Annotated in this window: 18 protein-coding genes and 1 pseudogene; 13 read left to right on the forward strand and 6 right to left on the reverse strand. The window is 45.2% G+C overall.

Translation table 11 applies throughout. The annotated features are described in order from the left end of the window. Positions 1-89: 89 nt before the first annotated feature. Both JGK39_RS12720 and JGK39_RS12725 read right to left on the reverse strand, forming a co-directional pair. Positions 90-1,922, reverse strand: coding sequence for an asparagine synthetase B family protein (locus JGK39_RS12720; RefSeq protein ID WP_293296487.1), 1,833 nt, complete (start codon positions 1,920-1,922; stop codon positions 90-92). Positions 1,923-2,156: 234 nt separating this feature from the next. After that, on the reverse strand, positions 2,157-2,780 hold the full coding sequence (locus JGK39_RS12725) for a DUF3859 domain-containing protein (protein WP_293296488.1): 624 nt from the start codon (positions 2,778-2,780) through the stop codon (positions 2,157-2,159). Between the two features lie 451 nt (positions 2,781-3,231). Between JGK39_RS12725 and JGK39_RS12730 the strand changes: the two genes are divergently transcribed. Next, positions 3,232-3,495, forward strand: coding sequence for a hypothetical protein (locus JGK39_RS12730; protein WP_293251695.1), 264 nt, complete (start codon positions 3,232-3,234; stop codon positions 3,493-3,495). 66 nt (positions 3,496-3,561) lie between these two features. Further along, positions 3,562-4,389 carry a hypothetical protein gene (locus JGK39_RS12735; RefSeq protein ID WP_293296490.1) on the forward strand — a complete coding sequence of 276 codons (828 nt, stop codon included), beginning with the start codon at positions 3,562-3,564 and terminating at the stop codon, positions 4,387-4,389. Between the two features lie 17 nt (positions 4,390-4,406). On the opposite strand, the gene tsaB is transcribed toward JGK39_RS12735, so the two are convergent. From tsaB to JGK39_RS12750, 3 genes are all read right to left on the reverse strand, one after another. Next, a complete protein-coding gene (gene tsaB, locus JGK39_RS12740) occupies positions 4,407-5,144 on the reverse strand; it encodes a tRNA (adenosine(37)-N6)-threonylcarbamoyltransferase complex dimerization subunit type 1 TsaB (protein ID WP_293251699.1) in 738 nt (245 codons plus the stop codon). Between the two features lie 329 nt (positions 5,145-5,473). Continuing rightward, positions 5,474-6,856 carry a serine/threonine-protein kinase gene (locus JGK39_RS12745; protein ID WP_366048866.1) on the reverse strand — a complete coding sequence of 461 codons (1,383 nt, stop codon included), beginning with the start codon at positions 6,854-6,856 and terminating at the stop codon, positions 5,474-5,476. A gap of 286 nt (positions 6,857-7,142) precedes the next feature. Then, positions 7,143-7,391 (reverse strand): Ycf34 family protein, encoded by a 249-nt coding sequence (locus JGK39_RS12750; protein ID WP_293251701.1) that lies wholly within the window; start codon positions 7,389-7,391, stop codon positions 7,143-7,145. A gap of 108 nt (positions 7,392-7,499) precedes the next feature. Between JGK39_RS12750 and JGK39_RS12755 the strand changes: the two genes are divergently transcribed. Beyond that, positions 7,500-8,753 carry a CCA tRNA nucleotidyltransferase gene (locus JGK39_RS12755; RefSeq protein ID WP_293251709.1) on the forward strand — a complete coding sequence of 418 codons (1,254 nt, stop codon included), beginning with the start codon at positions 7,500-7,502 and terminating at the stop codon, positions 8,751-8,753. Between the two features lie 255 nt (positions 8,754-9,008). On the opposite strand, the gene JGK39_RS12760 is transcribed toward JGK39_RS12755, so the two are convergent. Next, the gene (locus JGK39_RS12760; RefSeq protein WP_293251711.1) at positions 9,009-9,500 is read right to left on the reverse strand and encodes a hypothetical protein; all 492 of its coding nucleotides are present in this window, start codon (positions 9,498-9,500) and stop codon (positions 9,009-9,011) included. Between the two features lie 234 nt (positions 9,501-9,734). On the opposite strand from JGK39_RS12760, the gene JGK39_RS12765 reads away from it, so the two are divergent. The 10 genes and pseudogenes from JGK39_RS12765 to JGK39_RS12810 all read left to right on the forward strand — a co-directional run bounded on the left by JGK39_RS12765 (position 9,735) and on the right by JGK39_RS12810 (position 20,518). Then, positions 9,735-10,889 carry an FIST N-terminal domain-containing protein gene (locus tag JGK39_RS12765; protein ID WP_293251713.1) on the forward strand — a complete coding sequence of 385 codons (1,155 nt, stop codon included), beginning with the start codon at positions 9,735-9,737 and terminating at the stop codon, positions 10,887-10,889. Positions 10,890-11,085: 196 nt separating this feature from the next. After that, positions 11,086-11,973: pseudogene (locus JGK39_RS12770) on the forward strand (ATP-binding protein); the annotation flags it as partial. A gap of 435 nt (positions 11,974-12,408) precedes the next feature. Beyond that, positions 12,409-13,875, forward strand: a complete 1,467-nt coding sequence (locus tag JGK39_RS12775; protein ID WP_293251715.1) for a cbb3-type cytochrome c oxidase subunit I — start codon at positions 12,409-12,411, stop codon at positions 13,873-13,875. Next, positions 13,872-14,393 (forward strand): cbb3-type cytochrome c oxidase subunit II, encoded by a 522-nt coding sequence (locus JGK39_RS12780; RefSeq protein WP_293251717.1) that lies wholly within the window; start codon positions 13,872-13,874, stop codon positions 14,391-14,393. The genes JGK39_RS12775 and JGK39_RS12780 overlap by 4 nt, the downstream gene beginning before the upstream one ends. Before the next feature lie 10 nt (positions 14,394-14,403). Continuing rightward, the gene (locus JGK39_RS12785; protein ID WP_293251719.1) at positions 14,404-14,652 is read left to right on the forward strand and encodes a cbb3-type cytochrome oxidase assembly protein; all 249 of its coding nucleotides are present in this window, start codon (positions 14,404-14,406) and stop codon (positions 14,650-14,652) included. Between the two features lie 15 nt (positions 14,653-14,667). Next, complete coding sequence (locus tag JGK39_RS12790; protein ID WP_293296492.1) at positions 14,668-16,077, forward strand: universal stress protein; 1,410 nt, start codon at positions 14,668-14,670, stop codon at positions 16,075-16,077. Positions 16,078-16,266: 189 nt separating this feature from the next. Further along, positions 16,267-16,878, forward strand: coding sequence for a 2OG-Fe(II) oxygenase (locus JGK39_RS12795; protein ID WP_293251723.1), 612 nt, complete (start codon positions 16,267-16,269; stop codon positions 16,876-16,878). 209 nt (positions 16,879-17,087) lie between these two features. Then, positions 17,088-17,339, forward strand: coding sequence for a hypothetical protein (locus JGK39_RS12800; RefSeq protein ID WP_293251725.1), 252 nt, complete (start codon positions 17,088-17,090; stop codon positions 17,337-17,339). After that, the gene (locus JGK39_RS12805) at positions 17,339-17,683 is read left to right on the forward strand and encodes a type II toxin-antitoxin system RelE/ParE family toxin (RefSeq protein WP_293296494.1); all 345 of its coding nucleotides are present in this window, start codon (positions 17,339-17,341) and stop codon (positions 17,681-17,683) included. Before JGK39_RS12800 ends, JGK39_RS12805 begins: the two co-directional genes overlap by 1 nt. 660 nt (positions 17,684-18,343) lie before the next feature. Next, complete coding sequence (locus tag JGK39_RS12810) at positions 18,344-20,518, forward strand: glutamine synthetase III (RefSeq protein WP_293251729.1); 2,175 nt, start codon at positions 18,344-18,346, stop codon at positions 20,516-20,518. The last annotated feature ends 183 nt before the right edge of the window (positions 20,519-20,701 follow it).

Raw genomic sequence — 20,701 nt, forward strand, 5'->3', positions numbered from 1 at the left:
AATTATCCCAAAACCGTTGCGATCGAAAACTCCTCGTCTCCCTCCTCTTTCCCCTCTGCGCCCTCTGCGCCCTCTGCGGTTCGATCCTCTTATTCCTGCCACCTCTGACGATAACTCCAAATCGATCGAGACAACCAAAACGGATGATTCCAAGATTTATATTTCACCTCCTCACCTAAAACTTGCGATCGCCAATTTTGCCACATCACCAACAGCCAAAGTATCTCGCCAATGCGCCGCCCTTGAATTCCGGCTGCGAATTTGCCGGACATAAGTTGAGCCGCTAAATCCGGTTTCCAGTGTTTCTCTGACAGCAAAACGGCAGGATTCAACCAGTCGCCGATGTCATGCCAAAATTCATTAAAACACCACGAAGTTAAGGGCACACCCATACCGCGCTTTTCCCGCCACACTATGTCCGCAGGCAGCCAATTTTCCACCGCCCGTTTGAGGATGTATTTCTCGCAAGCGCCCCGCAAACACAGTTCTCCCGATAGTTTAAATGTCCAGTCTGTGAGGGCAAAATCGCAAAAGGGCGATCGGACTTTTAGACCAAAAGCCAAAGCCAAATTAGCAGCGCGCGGATGGATGTTCTGCGCCCCTTTCAGCATCAAACCCGCGCGGCGGAGGCGATGCAGCAAAGACGCGCCCACCGCAGGATTAAGAGCCTCTAACAGCCAATCTTGAGGCTGCACATTCTGAATTTCCGTGTAAAATTCTGGCTGATAAACTTTAGATTCGTATCCCCAAAGGCGGTGAAAAGTTCGCAAATATTGCAAGGCAAAAGTTTGGTCTCCGGCGGGATTTGCTGCTTGATAAACAGCCGCTGCAATCAGGGGTTTATTCGTCCAGCCTGCAAATAATTGATCGCCACCTTCGCCGTTAAAAACGATCGCACATTCTTGACTCGCAGCCTCATTTAACAGGTACAGCGGGACTGTAACTCCGTCGCCAAAGGGCAAATCTAAAGCTTTCACAGCAGAATGCAAAACTTGTTTAATCCGGCGCGGCCTAGAATCTACTTTTACTAAAGGAATTTTCAGCGAATCGGCAACTTTTTGGGCCCAAGGATATTCGGGAATTCCGGCATCGCCGAAGTCGAGAGTATAAGCGCGGACTTTGACTCCGGCTTTGACTAATAAGGCTGCGACTACTGAGGAATCTAAACCGCCTGATAGAAATACTCCGACAGTTTCATTGCTATTGATATCGGAAATCTGACGTTCTACGGCATCTTTAAGTAAGTTTTGCAATTGTGTTATTGCTTCTGCTTCGTCTTGTATTTCTTCTGAACTTTCCCGCCATTGCAACAAGCATTTTGATGGATTGTTCAGAATGACACCGCTATCTCGATCGCACTCCCAAGTTAATTCGGTTCCGGCGGGAACTGCGAACACATTTTTTACAGGAGTTAAGGGAGTTGGGACGTAGGAAAAACAGCTATAACCGTACAAACCGGGAATGCTGACATCGGGTTTTTCGCAAATATTTAACAGCAGTTGCAAACTCGATGCAAACCAAATACTCTGCTCAATTTGCGTCCAGTAAAGCGTTACTCGCCCGAAGGGTTCTCGTCCTAAAATCAGGCAATTTTCGCGGACGTTTGCCCAGGCATCAGGTAACAGCAAACCGTTGGTTGATGGATAAGTAGATACTCCAGAGGCTGAGAGGGCGGCGATTTGCAAAGTACGGCTTTTTTTTATTGGCTGGTTTGGCGGGCGATCGCATTCGGTGCTGGCTACGTTCCAAATAGGATAATTTTCGTCAACTGCGGTGGGGAAATTGGCAGAATCTTCGATTTTTTGAATTGGGATTTCGCTGAAAGACTTGGCGATCGTTGTCGCTAGTAGGGCTTCCAATTTGTGGTGAGAATCGCAGCCCCAGTATCCTACAAATTGACGCGGTTTGTTGGTAATTTTCATGTTATATCTATCTATAGGCGAGTTTTTTAGCTATGTAGGGTGCGCACTGCGCACCTTACTGACGCGGTTTGTTGGTGATTTTCATGTTATACTTACTGACGCGGTTTGTTGGTGATTTTCATGTTATATCTATCTATAGGCGAGTTTTTTAGCTATGTAGCGCACTGCGCACCTTTAGCTATGTAGGGTGCGCACTGCGCACCTTACAAATTTTAGGATCGCGATTATATAAAATTATTTAACTTGGAAGGATGTACTGCCGATCGCCCGACTTTCAAGAAACATTTTAACTTGCCAATTTCCGCTAGCAGCAGCAGTACCAATTTGGTGGCGGCATTGAGTATTCCAGACTGGTTTGTCGATTTCGCGAGTTTGATAGCGGTTTTGTTTGACAACTTGACCGCTGGGGTCAATCCAATCGCAAGTTACCGACAGTTTCTTGCCTAAAGGTGCATCTTTTAAGGTGGTACGGTAAAAGATTTCTGGATTGTTTTGGCGGGAAATAACAGTCAAATTGCCGCCATCATCCTGCACGGAAGTTATGCGGTTTTGTTGAACTGAAATGCGATCCAGGGCCTGTCGGCTTTGTTGGATGAAAAATCCGGTAAGTGCGATCGCCCCCACAGCAGCCGCAGCCACTCCTCCAGCAATCCACCGATTTCTGCGTTCCTGCTGGGCCAGTGCTTCCCGGCGCTGCAACTGGATTAAAGCCTCATCTAGCAACTCAGTCGGCAAGCCCAATTCCTGCAAAATTTGTGTAACTTCTGCGGAACTAAGTTCAGCTTCCCGGAGGTTAGAAAGGCGTTGTACTTCCGCTACTATTTGCGTTAGTTGAGTTTGAGTCAGTCGATTTTCCATATCTTAAAAGATCCTAGTTTTTTTTAATCGACATACTAACATTAGTTGGTTAACATTGTATAACAAGCTGAGCTTAGAGTCAATTCATAAAAATCATAATTTTGAGTTCATAAAAGTCATAATTCATTTTTCACCCTCAGAAATGTAAGTTTGGTTGAGGAAGGAAACCAAACATTCATCCAATATTGAGGAAGAAAACCCAAGGCTCTCCTGAGTTTGTGGTGATAAACAAACCGCATATCCTTGACTCCGAGGGCATCACAGAATCGCGAACAGTTGTGTCTGATACCGTATCCACCATCTTTACTCATTCGCCCGCTTAGCGGAGCAATATCTACTTTTTATGCTGTTGAGTCTTGCTGGGAGTTCCCCCCAACCAAGAAATTGCTAAAATGAGCTTGTAGCGCGATTAAGAGCGGGATAGCTACGCACGCACGTACTTTTGCCTAAAATGACCAACAGCCTAATCGAGTCCAATTCGATAAACACCCACTGGGATTGCCCTGAGTGCGAAGGCACAGGCGCAGTCAACGGAGAAACCTGCCCCGAATGTCTCGGAGCAAAATACATTGATATCGATGCAGTAACTAGCTGGATGCTCAATTTTATGGAATCTCGCGGCTGCAATCCCGATGAAATCGACCAATTGCGAACCGAAAACCCAGACCCGCTGACATTAACATTTTGCCTCGAACTTTGTCTCGCCCTTAAATAAACAACTAAAATTTATGTTATGATTTATGGAATCAAATCAATAATCCAAATTTTCCGAGAGATGAGCATGACAAAATCAGCAGGACAAAAACAATCAATAAAAAATACTTATAAAAGTTTTACTTTTGAACAGCACAAACATTTGGGGCAATACATTAAACAGCGGAGATCTGAAGCACTAAACCTGAGTGTTATATCTAGTTGGTGCTACAGGAGAGCCTCAAAAGTTGGCAGGCTTGCTACCAATATTGATAGTGTATTGTCAACTCTCCAGTTTAGCCTAGATAACATCGTTTGTGGTGAAGTACCAGCCAATTACATTCTTTTCAAGGACGGCTACAAAGCTGAACTTGACCCAGTAAAGTGCTACTACGGGGAAAATGAGTTAGCTGATAAGTGGCAAAATGAGTTGCTCGCGGGGTTTAGAGAAGAATTTCATCAACAACCGTCAGGAGGACTTTATCCACCGCACAATCTATCCAGACGACGTAATGGCTTCACGCTCGACGAACATCGCCACGTAGCTAAGATTATGCGTTGTCATATTAGGCAGTCAGCAATCACAACGATCCTGATTTGGAATGCTTATGGAACCAATTCTAAGGCAACCAAGGCAGCTTACAAATGGTGGAAAGTGGCAATTGCCCTAATCTCGGAACTTAATAAAGCCTCAGGTAAGATTGGTATATATGACACAACATATCCTAATGATGAAGCCAATCGATTCGAGGTAGAAATTGTTGCCGATCAGAGCTTTGCTGAACCGCTGATAATGCCATTGCAAAAAGCTCTCCTTCAAAAGGCTGTGGTGGCTAATGTCGGAAAAGTCACTAACGATACGTACAACTTGGATCTCGGATTGGATTGGCTAAAAGTCAACATCACTTATCCCTAATTCCCAATTCCCAATATTCATTTTCCCTGCACGGGATGTTGCCCGTAATAAGGCAAAGCATCCCACCAATCAGGGCGAATTCCTTGTTTCCACTCCAAATAAGCCAATTCCAACACACCAGAAACCGACGAACCCAACTCGCTGCCAACTTCAATCAACTGATAGGAATTTTCCCAACTTCCCAACTTTTCCTGCCAAGATTCCGCCGTCATTACCGTATCGGAAAACAACTCAGTTACACCAGAATTACTGTTAACTGAATAAACAGCGCCAAACAATTGCCCCCGCTGTGCAGGCATTTGCAGCGCAATATCATCTCTCAAAAGCCCCCCCGAAGCCTGGGGGACTTCCTCACTCAAAAGCCCCCCCGAAGCCTGGGGGGGTTCTAATTCCAAAAGCCCCGAAGCCTGGGGGGGTTCCAACCAAGCCACAGCCGCCAAAGTTGAAATAGTAAAAACCGGAATATCCAACTGTTGAGCCAAAGTCCGCGCCGTCACCATACCCATGCGAGTCCCCGTAAAACCTCCGGGCCCCTTCGCCACTGCAATAAAAGCCAAATCCGCCCAAGTTTGCGGCCCTATAAACTCTACTAAATGCTGGTGCAAATCCGTTGCTAAACTGCGGCCCAAATTCCAAGTTTGGCAGCGAGAATCGCCGGAAAAATTGCTGATTGCTAAACCTAATTCGGGTGTTGAGGTGTGCAAGGCTAAACCGTATTTTTTAACTGATGTTCCGTCGGGGGAATTGCTATTCACGATTACTGATAATTTTCCTTTACAAAAAACAGAGGCAATGCTACAACTAAGCAACCCAAAAGGACGCCGAATATTCCCGTGTTTAAAATCCTTGAATTGCCCATGCCACCACTTATCAGAAACAGCACTACTAAACTGGCAAATAAATTCTTATTTGCAAATTCTTTGTTTTGGGAAACTTGATATTTGACGACCATAAAACCGGAGGCAACTATGAGCGCGAACCAAGAATTAAAGATGACTATTTGAGAGCCAAAGATGAACCAAACTAAAGCAAATATGAGCGAATCGAGCCAGAAATCCTGATTTTTCAACTTTGGCAGCCAAAATTATTGGGTAGCAACTGGGGCAATTTTCTTGGCTAAGTGATTGTGTTGCAGCCGCACGAGTTTGTTTTTTAATTGAATTTTGGGATCGATTTGCAATACTTCCTTCCACTCGGGGACGCGAGAATTGTTGACTCTTCCCAATATCTTAACGGCTGTGACTTTATTTAACTGCAAAGCGGTGAGTCGGGTGGCAATTATTTGGGATAAGTGCGGATAGTGAACGGGATTGTTTTCGGTTCTGTTGATGACGATATTGAGCTTTTGCTTGGCTTGACTGATTTGGATTGTAACATTGTACGGGGCGATCGCCTCTTGTAAAGCTTCCTGAATTTCGGCTTGCTGTTCCCGACTCAAAAATCCAGGTGCGGCTGCCAGTGCAGGCTTCGATTCTGCGCCTGTTTCCGGTGCATCCAGCACGGGCTGCGCGTCTAAATAGACTGGCTTGGGGTTTAACTGCTGGATGACTGCGGAGGCTGAATTGTAGCGCCGGTTGGTGGCACTTTGGAGCATGGTGTCGAGGATGCGGCCGAAATCGTCGCTAACAGCACTCTTCAAATAATTTCGCCAAGCCCAAGAATCCTCGGCGCTGTCGAACAAGTCGAAGGGAGGAATGTGAGTCAGCAAGTGAATGCAAGTAACGCCCAAACTGTAGATATCGCTGGCAAAAACTGCTTTTCCCATCAATTGTTCTGGGGCTGTATAAGCAGCACTGCCGATAATTGTACCTGTTTGCGGCAATCCGGTTGCTGTTACTTTTTTTGCTGCACCAAAGTCTACTAAAACGATATCTTTTTGGAATGGAGAGGGTTGATAGGAATTTTCTAAGGCGGGTAAAGGGGCTGGAGATAGGCGGCGGCGAATGATATTTTCGGGTTTGATATCGCGGTGAATGACTTTGGATTTGTGGACAAAGTGGAGCACGGGCAATAAATCGTTGAGGATTTGCCGAATTTGAGTTTCGGTGAATGCTCCTTTTTGTTCTAATTCTCGGGCTAGGTTTTTGCCGTCGATAAATTCTTGTACTAAATATTGTCTGCCGTCTTGTTCAAAATGTGCGATTAATTCGGGAATCTGGGGATGTTTCCCCAAGGTTTCTAGCTGGGCTGCTTCTTGGTGGAAGAGTTGGGCGGCTTTTTCGGCTGCGGTGTTTTGCGGCAAAGATTGCTTGATGACGCACTGCGAAAAAGTCTGGGGTTTGGTTTCGTCAACTGCTAGAAATGTTCTGCCAAATCCTCCTTGGGCGATCGGCTTTATGGTACGGTAGCGAGATGCTGATGGGGATTGTGCGTTAGTTAACAACAATTTTGAGCCGCAACTTTGGCACAATTCTGCATCACCGGGGTTTTGCGGATTCTGACAAGTTGGGTTTAAGCAGTAGGACATTGGATTTTAGATTTTAGATTTTAGATCTAAGATTTTAGATTTTAGATTTTAGATTTAGGAATTGGGAATTGGCCAAACAGGGCATCGGCCAAACAGGGCATCGGCCAAACAGGGCATCGGCCAAACAGGGCATCGGGCATCGGGAATGGAGAATTGGTTATTGTTATGAATAATTGGTTATTGTTAATGAAGAATTGGTTATTTGCCGCCTCAAGCGATTAACAAATAACCAATAACTAATAACTAATGACTAATGACTAATGACTAATGACTAATGACTTCTTCCTCAAGTCGGGACGAGTTCGCCCGGCCGCAATTTTGCCCATTTGCCGGTCTCTTGCTTGAAACTTGCACACCCGACTACATCCCATTCCATTTCTACTTCGTCTTGGCGGGGGCGAATGTTGACGTTGATGGTGGGTTCTACGGGGTCGAAATCGGGTGTTTCGGTGAGGTGGATTTGTTCGTGCTGTCCTTCTACGGCGTGGTAGGTGAAGCAGCGGTCTACATAGTGGCAGTTAATACAAATACACATTCTTGATATCCTCTGTGCATTTCAAAAAGATTGGTGAATTTCGAGCTTTCTGTTAATCTAGCGTAGCAAGAGTTTAATTGTTTGTAAGGAAAGTAGATTTTTGTTGCGATGCCGATGAATTTGCCACCTGCGCTATCTCCTGAGACTTGGCCGTTTGATTTGGAACTGCTGACACCGCCTGTTTATTTGGTGGGCGGTGCGGTGCGAGATGCGCTGCTGGGCCGCCGATCGCACTATTTTGATTTGGATTTCGTTATGTTAGCACGGGCGGTGAAAACTGCTAGAAAAATTGCCGATCGCACGAAAGGTGGATTTGTGTTGTTGGATGCGGAAAGACAGATTGCGCGGGTGGTGTTTGCGGGCGGTACGGCGGATTTTGCACAGGCTTTCGGGGGGAGTCTGGAGGGGGATTTGCACCGCCGGGATTTTCGGATTAATGCGATCGCCTGCAATCCTTTTACTGGAGAAATCATCGATCCTTTGGACGGTCAAACTGATTTGCGCTTGGGTTTGCTGCGGATGATTTCGCGATCGAATTTAGAGGACGATCCGCTGAGGTTACTAAGAGCTTACCGCCAAGCGGCACAGTTAGGTTTTGCGATCGAACCGGAAACTCAATCTGCGATTCGGGAATTGGCGCCGCTGTTGAGTCGGGTGGCGGTGGAACGGGTGCGGGCGGAATTAGGTTATTTGTTGAGCCACAATCACGGTGTTCCTTGGATTTGTAGGGGTTGCGAAGATGGGTTGTTTTCTATTTGGTTTGCAAGTGCGATCGACCGTTTCGATATCTTGACAAAAATTGACTTTTGTGCTGCTGATTTGGCGGCAATTTATCCGGAGTTGGGGACAGAGTTTGGGCGATCGATTCGAGATACAATTAAAACGTCCTTGTTGGCGATCGGGAAGTTGGCTGTTTTGGCAAATTCCGACCCGACAATCGCTGAAACCGAGTTGCTGCGGTTGAAGTACAGCAATGCAGAGATTAAAAGTGCGATCGAGCTTTTGAAATATTTGCCAAAACTTCAAGCACAACCGATTGCAGAAATGTCCTTACGAGAACAGTATTTTTTGTTTCGGGATGTGGGGATAGTATTTCCAATTTTAGCAGTTTTAGCCGTGGCTGCGGGAGTTGCGGTTGAGGAGATTGCGCTGTTAATTAATCGCTATCTCGATGCCGGTGATATAGTCGCCCATCCCACACAATTAGTTAGCGGCAATGAGTTAATGGAATCTTTGAATTTGCCGAGAAGTCCGCGCATCGGTCAATTGTTAATGGAGATTCAATTAGCGCGGGTGGAAGGGAGAATTGCGACTCGCGAAGATGCGCTGAAATTGGCGTCCGACTTGGTTAATGTTGAGTGATATTTGCGAAATATTGCAACACAACAATCGCTTCCATTTTTTTAACAATCATCACTATACGACTTTCATACCTCGTTCATTCTTAAGTCTGCCTATAGCCTTTCAAGCGAAAGATGAGGTACGTAGTTGGGCTTGGGCCCTCTGAGTTTATTGGTTCTACAAGCTGTCAGCCATACCTCATCTTTCTGAAAACCGCTATAGATGAAAGTTTGTTTAGGATAGGTTTAAACCGCAGATTTATCTTTTAGCCCCGTGTTATTTGAGCAACTCAACAATCTCCGAAGTGGATGATTTGTCAGCAATACTTAAAGCAGTGACACCATTTTTATTTCGAGCGTTCACATCCGCACCCTTTGAAAGAAATAACTTCACTAATGCAGGTCTTAATTGCGGAGAAATACCAGTATTGGGTTGCACAATTCTCATCAACAGAGTGGTATTATCGTAAGGATCGGACTCGTTGACATCAGCACCGCGATCGATCAATAATTTAACAAGATCGATACCTCCACGCGACACTGCACTGTAGAGTAAGCCTGATGGTACTTGGGCTTGATTCTTGAGAAGTAATTCAATTATCTCTTGCTTCGTTTTTTCAGATTCAAACCTATTTATTACAGTAAAAAAAGTGTTGTCATTGACCTTAGCGCCTCGATTAATTAAGGCTTTCATTGCTTGAGAATTGCCGCTTTCTGCTGCGATCTTGAGTGCTGTTTGTCCGTATTCGCTGCGATCGCCCGCCAACACCAGTTCCTATCTCCCATTCCCAAAGTTAAAATAAAAGTGCTATAGGTTCTGGTTTTCAGTTGCTCAGTATGGTATATTAATTTCACAGGTTTAATGCTAACAGGAGTTACGCACGGGGGTGCCAAAAACCCGGTTTCTGCGTCAATATTTCTCGAAAAAAGCGACTAATTTTGGAAAAAACCGGGTTTTTTGCGTCCAGGACTAGCTAAGCAATATAATTATTGGAGTAAACCCATGTTAAAAACTGTGGTTGGTCATAGCAACGATCCTGACTCTCTCTCGGCGATCGCAGAGGTACTAGAGCAATGTCACCAATCCCTGTCAGGATTATCTCCTCAAGCGGGTATATTGTTGGCTGCCATTGACTTTGAACATAATCTTATCTTAAATCAAATTAATCAGACTTATCCAGGAATTGAGCTAATTGGTGGCACAACCGATGGAGAGATGTCTTCTATTTTAGGATTTGAACAGGATTCACTCACTCTGATGCTATTTTGTTCGGACAACATCGCAATTCGTGCTGGAATTGGACGAGACATTTCCGAGGACTTGAACAGCGCCATTCAAACCGCTATTCTTCAAGCAACAACAGGTCATACAGAACCAATAAAACTCTGTATTACTTTGCCAGAAAGTCTCACCACCAGCGCCGCTTTTATTTTAGATAGCTTGAATAAAGCTTTAGGGGAAAAAGTACCTATTTTTGGCGGACTGACGGCGGATAGGTGGCAGTTCAAACAAACCTATCAGTTCTACAAAATAGAAGTTTGTAGCGATGCAATTCCCATTCTCTTATTCTCTGGGTCGATTATCTTTTCTCATAGTGTTGCTAGCGGTTGGAATCCCATTGGTAAGCGAGGTAAAGTTACCAAAGCTTCTCAAAACGTAGTCTACGAAATCGACGGTCAACCCGCCCTAGAGTTTTATCACCACTATTTGGGAAAAAGGGTGCCATCCGCAGAATATCCCCTAGCGGTGTTTGATATCAATGAAACTAATTACTATTTGCGAGCGACCAACGGAGTTTACGATCCAGCCGTTGGTAGCGTGACCTTTTTTGGGGATGTTCCAGAACAGGCGATCGTTCAAATTGCCGAAACTACCCATGACAGTATTCTATCTGCATCTCGAACATCTATGATGCAAGCCTTAGAAAATTATCCTGGTAAAGAACCTGTCGCTGCTTTGTATTTTTCCTGTGCGGGGAGGCGACAGATTCTAGGTACTCGCACTAAAGAAGAATATGCACTAACTCAAACCTGTTTTACCGAATCATTGCCGAGTTGTGGTTTTTACACCAATGGCGAAATTTCCCCCCTAGAACAGCAGAAAATCTCTTATTTTCACAATCAAACATTTATCACTTTGCTACTAGGAGAAGCCTAAGATGGAGTCAGAACAAATAGATGCTCTGGCAATAATTAAGCAGCTTGAAAAAGACAATCGCATTTTGCGAAAAAAGTTAGAGCGAGCGGAGACAACTTGCCTAGAGCTCGAGCAAATGAATCAAAAAAAAGAGTATTTTCTCCGACAAATCATCAATGAGCTAGAAGATTCACAAAATGAAGTCAAAGAAAAGCGTCAGTTAGAACAGACTCTAATTGAACTTAAACAAACCCAAGCCCAACTCGTTCATGCCGAAAAAATGTCCAGTTTAGGGCAACTTGTCGCGGGTGTAGCCCATGAAATTAATAATCCAGTGAACTTCATCCACGGCAACCTAACATACCTTGAGGAATATTCTCAAAATCTGCTGAATATGGTGCAACTTTACCAGCATCACTACCCCAATGCGGTAGCTGAAATTCAAGCGCAGGCAGATGCTATTGACCTATATTTTTTGCATAAAGACTTACTCAAAATTCTCAATTCTATGAAGCTTGGGACAGATCGCATTCGGAACATTGTGCTGTCCCTCCGCAATTTCTCCCGCACTGACGAAGTTGATATTAAACCAGTCAACATCCATGAAGGAATCGACAGCACTCTGATGATTTTGCAACACCGCCTCAAAGCTTCCTCAGAAAGACCGGAAATTCAGGTGATTAAAAACTACGGCGCTCTACCGCTGACTAGATGCTATGCAGGCCCGCTGAATCAAGTGTTTATGAATATTCTCTCCAATGCCATTGATGCTTTGGAAGAGAAGAGTGCGCGCCTTAACTACCAGGAAATTACTGAAAATCCCAGTCAAATTAGGATCCGAACCTCTGTAATTGATGCCGAGTGGGTGGAAATTGCGATCGCCGACAACGGTTCGGGTATACCGAAAGAACTCCGTCAGCGCATTTTCGAGCCTTTCTTCACAACTAAACCGGTTGGCAAAGGAACTGGCATGGGGATGTCGATCAGCTATCAAATTGTTACTGAAAAACATGGAGGACAACTGGACTGTTTCTCTATTCTGGGTGAGGGAACCGAGTTTTCGATCAAAATTCCGGTTCGACATAAAATTGACCGCGCTAGCTAAGCTGAAGGAAGTTCGGCAACGGATTCTTTAACCTATTTAACTGATGGATGGAAGTTCGGCAACGGATTTTTTTAACCTATTTAACGGATGGAGGGAAGAAGCAAGTTTTGCCAGGGCGCAAATTGTAGCCGTCGCAACATTAGCATTGCCAGCTAAAAATATAAAGAAATAAAGTTAATTTTGCTCGAAAGTTGGGATTAGGGTGTAGTAACTTGCGTTAAAAGTCGATCGCGCTTTCCTCAATACAGGAGTTTGACAATTCGTCTTTTGACGCTGCGATAAATTAAGCACTATGGTATTTTATGGGAAATGTACGTTAGCATAAAAAAGTACATTTCCTCATATTGTATACAAAAAGACACATTTTACGTTGTCTTTAGAATTGCATCACTTGTCAACTTTCCTAGGGAAATCATTCCTGTTTTAGTAAACCTTATGACCTTAACTCAGACTAATTCAGATAGAACTACCCAAACCAACCTTTTATCTACTCCCAACTCTGGGCCGAATCCCTTCCGCATTCACGCCCTTGAACGTAGCGATCACGCGATGCAGGTGTGGCTGTTTTCGGGCTTGTTTTGGCTGACAATTGCAATGATTGTCGGGATAATTGAAGCAGTAAAACTATTTTATCCAGAGTTCTTGCAAAGCATTCCAGCCCTTGCCTATGGGCGATTGCGTCCAGTTCACGTCAATATCGGTATCTTTGGCTTCATGAGTATGGGATATTTGGGAGCCGCCTTTTATATGGTTCCTCGCCTCACTCAAGCCCCATTATTCTCAGAGTCACTGGGTTCATTAACCGCTTGGGGATGGAATTTCAATTTACTCGGTGGTTGTCTGGCGATCGTGATGGGTTTCAGCAAAGGCAAAGAATACTCAGAGATTCCGTTTCCGTTTGATATGGGATTTGGTTTGCTAGAAATCGCTGTCGCAGGTAATATCTTCTCTACCTTTGTGCAGCGGCGCGAACAACGGCTATATGTTTCTTTGTGGTATATTTTGTTGGCGATTATTCCATTCCCTATTTACTACACTTTGGGTAATGCGAATCGATTTAGCGGCATCGAAGATGCGATCGTTAACTGGTTCTACAGTCATAATTTGTTCGGCATTTGGTTGACCACTTTGGGATTGGCGACGCTCTATTATATTGTGCCAAAGCAGGTGAAAAAACCGCTTTACAGTCACACAATTTCCTTTGTGGGTTTCTGGACATTAGCTGCTTTCTATCCCTGGAATGGCGGGCATCACGTGATTTGGGGGCCTGTACCCATGTGGGTAATGTCTGCGTCGGTTACGGCTTCCTTGGCGATGTTTGTGCCGGTGTTTGCGACGATCGTCAATTTCGGCGGCACAGCCCTCGGAGCGCTGTCTGTGCTGAAGACTGACGTGAGCTATCGTTTTAGCATCTTGGCGTACTTGGGATATGCTGGTGCGTCTCTGTGGGGTAGCTCCTTGGCGATTATGTCCTTCAATGCCAAAATTCATTTTACCTACATGACGATCGCCCACGTGCACTTAGGATTCCTGGGATTTGGGATCGCTGGATTGGTAGCATTTACCTATTTCTATCTGGAAAAATCCCGCAAACTATCATACTCGCAATCGTTGGCAGAATGGCATTTCTGGCTGACTGTGTTGGGGATTGTGGCCTACGTTGCTTCAATGGCTGCGATCGGCTTAATCGAAGGTAACGAATGGGAAATGGGAAATTCTCCCACTGGAACCATGATGCTGCGTACACCCTACAACATTGTGCGCGCGATCGGCGGCGGTATGTTGTTAATCGGACAAAGCGTGTTTATTTGGAATATTTGGCAAACGCTGACGACATCCCCAGCATCTGCTGAACAATCATTATTACCAGAAAATCGTCAATTAGAGGTGGCACAAAAATGAGATACATTCGAGTTTTTCCGATTATTATTGGGTTATCCATCTTGTTTGGATTAGCCTTTAGCGGTTTAGCCGTCGCACCCGCATTTACATCATCGATCACTGTGCCCAGCGTGGGCTTGGTAGCTTACACACCATCGGAATTAAAAGGGCGACATATTTATACCAGAGAAGGCTGTGTTTACTGTCATTCTCAGCAGGTACGAAGTGTGAAAGCAGATGAAAATTTAGCATCGACGTTCGGGATTTCTAAATCTGGTGACTATTATTACGATCGCCCTCACCTTCTAGGAACCGCCCGCCAAGGCCCGGATTTATCCAATGAAGGGCAGATTTGGAGGAGGGACATTGGCGATCCCGCACGGGATTACTTAATCGGACACTTTAAGAATCCGCGTGATTATAACCCAATGTCAATCATGCCCGCCTACAATTACCTATCCGAACAAGAACTATCTGATTTAACTGATTACATTCAGTCTTTAGGGGCTTGGAAATCACCAGTAGAATCATCATCATAGGTTAAACATCATGTTCAATCAATTCATAGTTTATACACTTTTACCATTGCTGACTGCGATCGAGCAAATGACTAAACAAGTAGTCATGCACAGTAGTTGGTTTGGCGTGGGAGACGGTACGGTAGTGATGTGGTCGCTGGTTTGGGTGCTGCTTCCGATTAGTTTGTTTGTGATTTTTGGTTTGTTGTGGGCTGCTAAAGCAGGGCAATTTCAAGACATTGATGAAATTGCTAGACGGCAGCTTGATATAGAAGATTAGGAGTGAATTGAGAAAATGAAAATTTTAGTCGCCGCTGATATTTCCCCGAATTCGATCGCGATTGTGGAGTTTTTGAAGGTTTGGTTGAAGGGAAGTCAAGTTCAGGCTCAAATGACGATTCTGCATATCACTGAACCTGAGTTAGATTATGCAGAATCTGCTCCCAGTCACGAAACTGCACCGAATTCAATGAGTAAAGAAGAACTCAAAGAACTTTTTCATCCGCTAGAATCCCTCTGCGAACTGAATTATGTAATCACGAATGAAGAGTTTGGGGATAGCATTTTGAAGCGATCGGAAAATGTCGATATGATTGTGATGGGGCGACGCAAGCGAGATCAGTTACAAGAAATGTTGCTGGGTAGTTTGAGCCAATTTATTCTACACCGCGCCACCTGTCCGCTGTTGATTGTTCCAGAGCCCGATCGAGCAATTGCTCCGGTTTCTGTGCCCAATCCTGAAACTCCGGTAATCTCGGGCGAAGCCTTGGCTAGGCTGAAAGTCCTGATTTGTATGGCCAAAGCCGATGGTATCTTAAATGAATCGGAAAAAGTGCAACTCCGCTCTAGTGCGCGAGTGTTTGCGAGGGGGATGATGTGGGATCATTTACTAGATGAATCGATCGATCTATCGGCAGAATTGGCTCAAATTACCACCCCAGTCGAACAGGAGCTAACTTACTACACAGCCTATCGTTTGATGGCGGCCAAGGCAGAACCTCATCCGTCTGAAAAGAATATAGTTGAGCAAATTAAAGACACTTTCAATTTGGACGCAGCCACAATCGAGCAGTTGCATGAGTTAGTGAATCAAAGCTATACAATTCAAGGAGATAGAGCTATTCAACCGATCAAAGATGTTCAACAACGGGCAGAAGTGATCGATCAAAAAATCTTGTATGGTGCGATCGCCACTGCTGTACTAGGAGCATTTCCATCTCCCTTGCTGAGTACCTATACAGAGTCGGTAGCCCTTGATATTCAGTTCGCTTTGATTTCGGAAGTTGGCGGGCTTTGGGGCTATACGGATCTCGAATCTCAATCGCTATTTGAGGGAATTGTGGGCAGTTTGGGCTTTGTGTCGGCTTGGCTGACTGCGATCGACATTGCGAAGTTGTTACCGAACCTTGGTACGAATTTAGGGGCGTCTGATGCGTTTATGGCGACTTGGGCGATCGGCAAAACGATGAATGCTTATTGTGAGAGCGATCGCAAACTGAGCTCTTCAGCGATGCGTCAAATGTTTAAGCAATCCCGAAAAGAAGGGGAAGCAATCTATCGCAAAAACGAGTGGGCGATTGTGGAGCAACAAAATAGTCACAAGTTCCAAATTAAGAAATTAACTGAGGATTTGAGAGCTAGAAAATTAGCTTTAGATGATTATAAACGACTGGTTCGACAACAGTTGTTTTCTATTCATAGATAAGCATCTGTAGCCTTTCTCAGAAACATGAGGTACGTAGTTGGGCTTGGGCCCTATACGTTTAGTGGTTATATAAGCTGTCAGCCATACCTCATCTTTCTGAGAAAGGCTATATGTATTTCGTCGATCGCAAATTACGATATCATATGTGATTGCGAGCAACGCAGCAATCCCATTCAACCTTGATGATTTTTGAGCGCCTTGAAATACTACAGCCAACATCCTAACGCTTTCTCGATCGACTATCTCAACGACTTACGAGGAGCAATTCTCGCCTCACCTTACTTTGCAACCAACAACCTCAACCGCGATTTCATCGGCACAAAAGGCTTTTCCGTAGTGTTTCAACGTGCCCAAATCGCCGAAGTAGAGGGCCGCTTCCCGTTGTTCAAACCCTATCTAGACCGAGCATTACAGCCGGAATGCAACGCTTTTTACCTCAATCCCCTGCTGCTGGCTGAAGGTTCCCGCGTCGATCCGCATATCGATCGATCTTTGCGATCGTACTGCAAAACAGTTGAACCTCCCGCCGCCGTCAGCGTTTTGTACGTACAAGTTCCCCCAAATTTGCAAGGCGGAGAGTTGATACTCCGGCGCAACAAACAGCAAGTCGGACAGATTAAGCCACAAGTCAATTCACTGATCTATTTTCAAGGAGATTTGACACACTCAGTCAACGCCGTAAAAAGTAGCGGCACTCGCTTAAGTTTGGTTTGCGAACAGTACAGTTTGAGCGCCACAGAATTGCAAGATATTCCCGGATTTACAATCGAGTCTCGGGCCGCGAAAACAAAAACTAAGTAAGCTAGTATGGTGCGTCACCTTTGAACTCTCAATTTATCGATCGCATAACGCGCTACTGACATACCCTACAACTGACATCCGTTACATCCGTTACATCCCGTACATTGTACGGAAGAGCCGAACTGCCTTGTGCGCGATCGCCCCTTTGTTTCAGTTTCGCAGTTTGCTATAATTACTTACACGGGTTTTGATGCTAAGGAAGCAAGTCTATGACTATTGCGATTTCCCTCAGTCCAGAAATAGAGGCACTGCTTCGCGAAAAAGCCGATCGACAGGGACAAGATATTAGCGTTGTGGCCGCCCAATTGCTAACTCTGATTTTGGCATCGGAAACACCAGACTCCCAAGAAGATATTCAAGCTATCCAGCAGGGTTTGGATGATTTTGATTGCGGACGATTTTGTTCTTTTGACGAGTTTGCTGAATCACAGCGGCGCAAGTACAATTTACCAGGCAATTGATGACATATCGCACAGAAATTTCCAGCGTTGCACAAGCAGAAGTTGACAGTATATTTCTGCGGATTTCTCAGGTGATGTCACTAGAGAAAGCTAGGGACTGGTATGATGGATTGTTGAAGGAGATCGCATCTCTATCGTCAATGCCAAAACGCTGTCCTTTGGCAAGGAAAAATCAATACTTTAGTAAGGAAATTCGGCAGCTAATCTACGGTAAAGGACGCAATTCATACCGTATTCTTTTCGCAATTGTAGAAAGTGAAGAGGTGTCCACAGTTCGCATCCTCCGCATTCGACACGCTGCACAACAAACTCTTGGCGAGAACCAGGAGTCTGATGAAGGATAATCAGCTAGTATGCCACGTCAGTTGTCAAATCTCAATTATTGACAAAATAACCCGCTGCTGACATACCCTACAACTTCCATCCTGCCGTTACGTGCGATCGCCCCTTCCCCCCTTCGTCCAAAAAACCTAAGATTCTGTAGCCTAGGATACATTTATTTCCTTAACGATTGTTTACAATTTCCAAGTGTAGATTGTGTACTCTCCATAATTCCCCAAAACCCTAAACAAGTGCGTTGTTTGGTGGACTGCGATTTATCGATCGTCGAACCATTAAAAACCATAAGTAGTTTTGACCAGAATTCATCGGAATTAACTCGCACAAAATTTTTGAGCTTACCAGGGTGAAAATTAGCCAGTAAATCTGTGCAGCGCCGACATCTACGATGTTGACTCAAATTAGCACAGTCTCCAGTCATCTATTTGCTTGCTAATAATCGAAATCCAACCGCATCTATGGAACACCGGATTCTCACCAACACCCACGGCGAAGAGATTCCGCCTCGCCCCTCCAATCTTTGAGAGGCTGCCAAAAAAGGCATTCTCCAAAAAGTTAGGTCAGACTAAAAATGTTGGTAAATCCAACATATTCGTCAGCGGTTAGACTTGCCCTAACCTATATTTTTTCACAGCTACTCGTCCCTAATTCGCATAAAAATAACCATGAGTGGAAACGAATCGCGCATTCAAGCAATTTCTCAAATCGTCAACCGCAAAATAACTCCTGCAAAGCCTCCCAAGCGGTTAGAAGAAATGTGGGCAACAGACGTGTTTAGTCTGAGCAAAATGCAAGAAAGCTTGCCCAAAAGCATTTTTAAATCAGTAAAAAATACCATTCAAACCGGGCAAACACTCGATCCTTCCGTAGCCGACGTAGTTGCAGTAGCAATGAAAGATTGGGCTATTTCCAAAGGAGCCCTCTACTACGCCCACGTATTTTACCCGCTAACCAACAGCACCGCCGAAAAACACGACGGTTTCATCTCAGTCCAAAGCGACGGCTCCGTCATCTCAGAATTTGCAGGTAAACTGCTAGTACAAGGCGAACCAGACGGTTCCTCCTTCCCCAACGGCGGCATTCGCTCCACCGCAGCCGCTCGCGGATACACAGCCTGGGATGTCACCAGCCCCGCCTATGTCATGGAAACAGACAACGGCATGACATTGTGCATTCCCACTGTTTTCATCTCCTGGACAGGCGAAGCCCTAGACAAGAAAACCCCGCTTTTGCGCTCCATTGCTGCCATGAACAAAGCAGCAACCAGAGTCTTAAAGCTGTTAGGAAATACCGAAGTAGCTCCCGTAAATTCCAGTTGCGGTTCCGAGCAAGAATACTTCCTAATAGATTCCAACTTCGCCAACAGCCGCCCCGATTTGTTATTAGCAGGTCGCACCCTGTTCGGCAAACCTCCCGCCAAAGGTCAGCAATTTGACGACCACTATTTTGGAGCAATTCCAGAGCGCGTTCAAGTCTTCATGCAAGAAGTAGAAGAAAGAATGTACCGCCTGGGCATTCCTGCCAAAACTCGCCACAACGAAGTAGCACCAGGTCAGTTTGAAATTGCACCAGTTTTTGAAGCAGCAAACGTCGCCAGCGACCACCAACAATTAACCATGACAATTCTCCGCAACACAGCGAAGAAACATGGTTTTATGTGCTTGCTGCACGAGAAGCCTTTCGCAGGAATCAACGGTTCCGGCAAACACGTCAACTGGTCAGTTGGTAACGCCACCCAAGGCAACTTATTAGACCCCGGCGATACACCGCACTCCAACATACAGTTCCTAGTTTTCTGCGGCGCTGTAATTCGCGGCGTTCACAAATACGGCCCCTTGTTGCGCGCGGTAGTTGCAACTGCCAGCAACGACCACCGTTTGGGTGCAAACGAAGCTCCACCAGCAATTATCTCCGTCTATTTGGGTTCCCAATTAGAAGATATCTTCGAGCAAATTCGCCAGGGCGGAATTAAGGGTTCTCAAGGTCGCGGAATCATGAATTTAGGCGTAGAAACACTGCCTGTTTTCGTAAAAGATGCCGGCGACAGAAACCGGACTTCGCCCTTTGCCTTTACAGGAAACCGCTTTGAATTCCGTGCAGTAGGTTCGGGTCAATCTGTTTCCGGGCCGCTGGTGGCAATGAATACAATTCTTGCCGATTCTTTGGACTGGGTTGCTAACAAATTAGAAAGCGATTTGGCTAAGGGAACTGACCTGAATGCAGCCATCCAAACACTCTTGAAAGAAGTGATGGACGAGCACGGCGCTGTGGTATTTGGTGGCAACGGCTATTCTGAAGAATGGCACAAAATGGCTGTTGAAGAACGCGGTTTAGCTAACTTGCGGACTACGGCAGATGCTTTGCCGGTCTTGAAGGCAGAATACATTGAGGACTTGTTTGAAAAGACAGGTGTTCTCACTCCGGTTGAATTGGAAAGCCGTTTTGATGTGTATGCAGAGCAGTATTTGCTGGCAATTGAAGTCGAAGCAAAACTGGTAGGAAGCATTGCCAAAACAATGATTTATCCAGCAGCGGTGAGATATTTGTCGGATATTTCTAACACAATTGCTGGCTTGAAAGAGATTGGCATTGAATTAGAAAAGGCAACGGCTCAAAAAGTCGCGACGCTGGTTAAGTCGATGATGGATACTGCGAGCAAGTTGAGTGATGCTTTGAGCAAGCACGATTTTGCTTCGACTGAAGAGCATATGCAGTATGCTTCGCAAACAATTCGTCCTTTGATGGATGAGGTTCGTCAGTATGCTGATGCTTTGGAAGCTGAAGTGGCTGATGATTTGTGGCCGCTGCCTACTTATCAAGAAATGCTGTTTGTTAAGTAATCGCAAATTGAGTTAATTTCTGTAGGGACGCGGCAGTGCCGTGTCCTTATTTTTTGTGTCCATTCCTGGATGCAACTGTCACAGGTACGTTGTTGCACTTGGGCGCTCTTTATATAATAGAAAAGAGCGCCCAAGCGCAACAACATACCTAAATACCTATTTTTTTGTGAATGGGTTACGCTT

This window comes from Microcoleus sp. PH2017_12_PCY_D_A (assembly GCF_020738565.1).
Lineage (GTDB): Bacteria > Cyanobacteriota > Cyanobacteriia > Cyanobacteriales > Microcoleaceae > Microcoleus.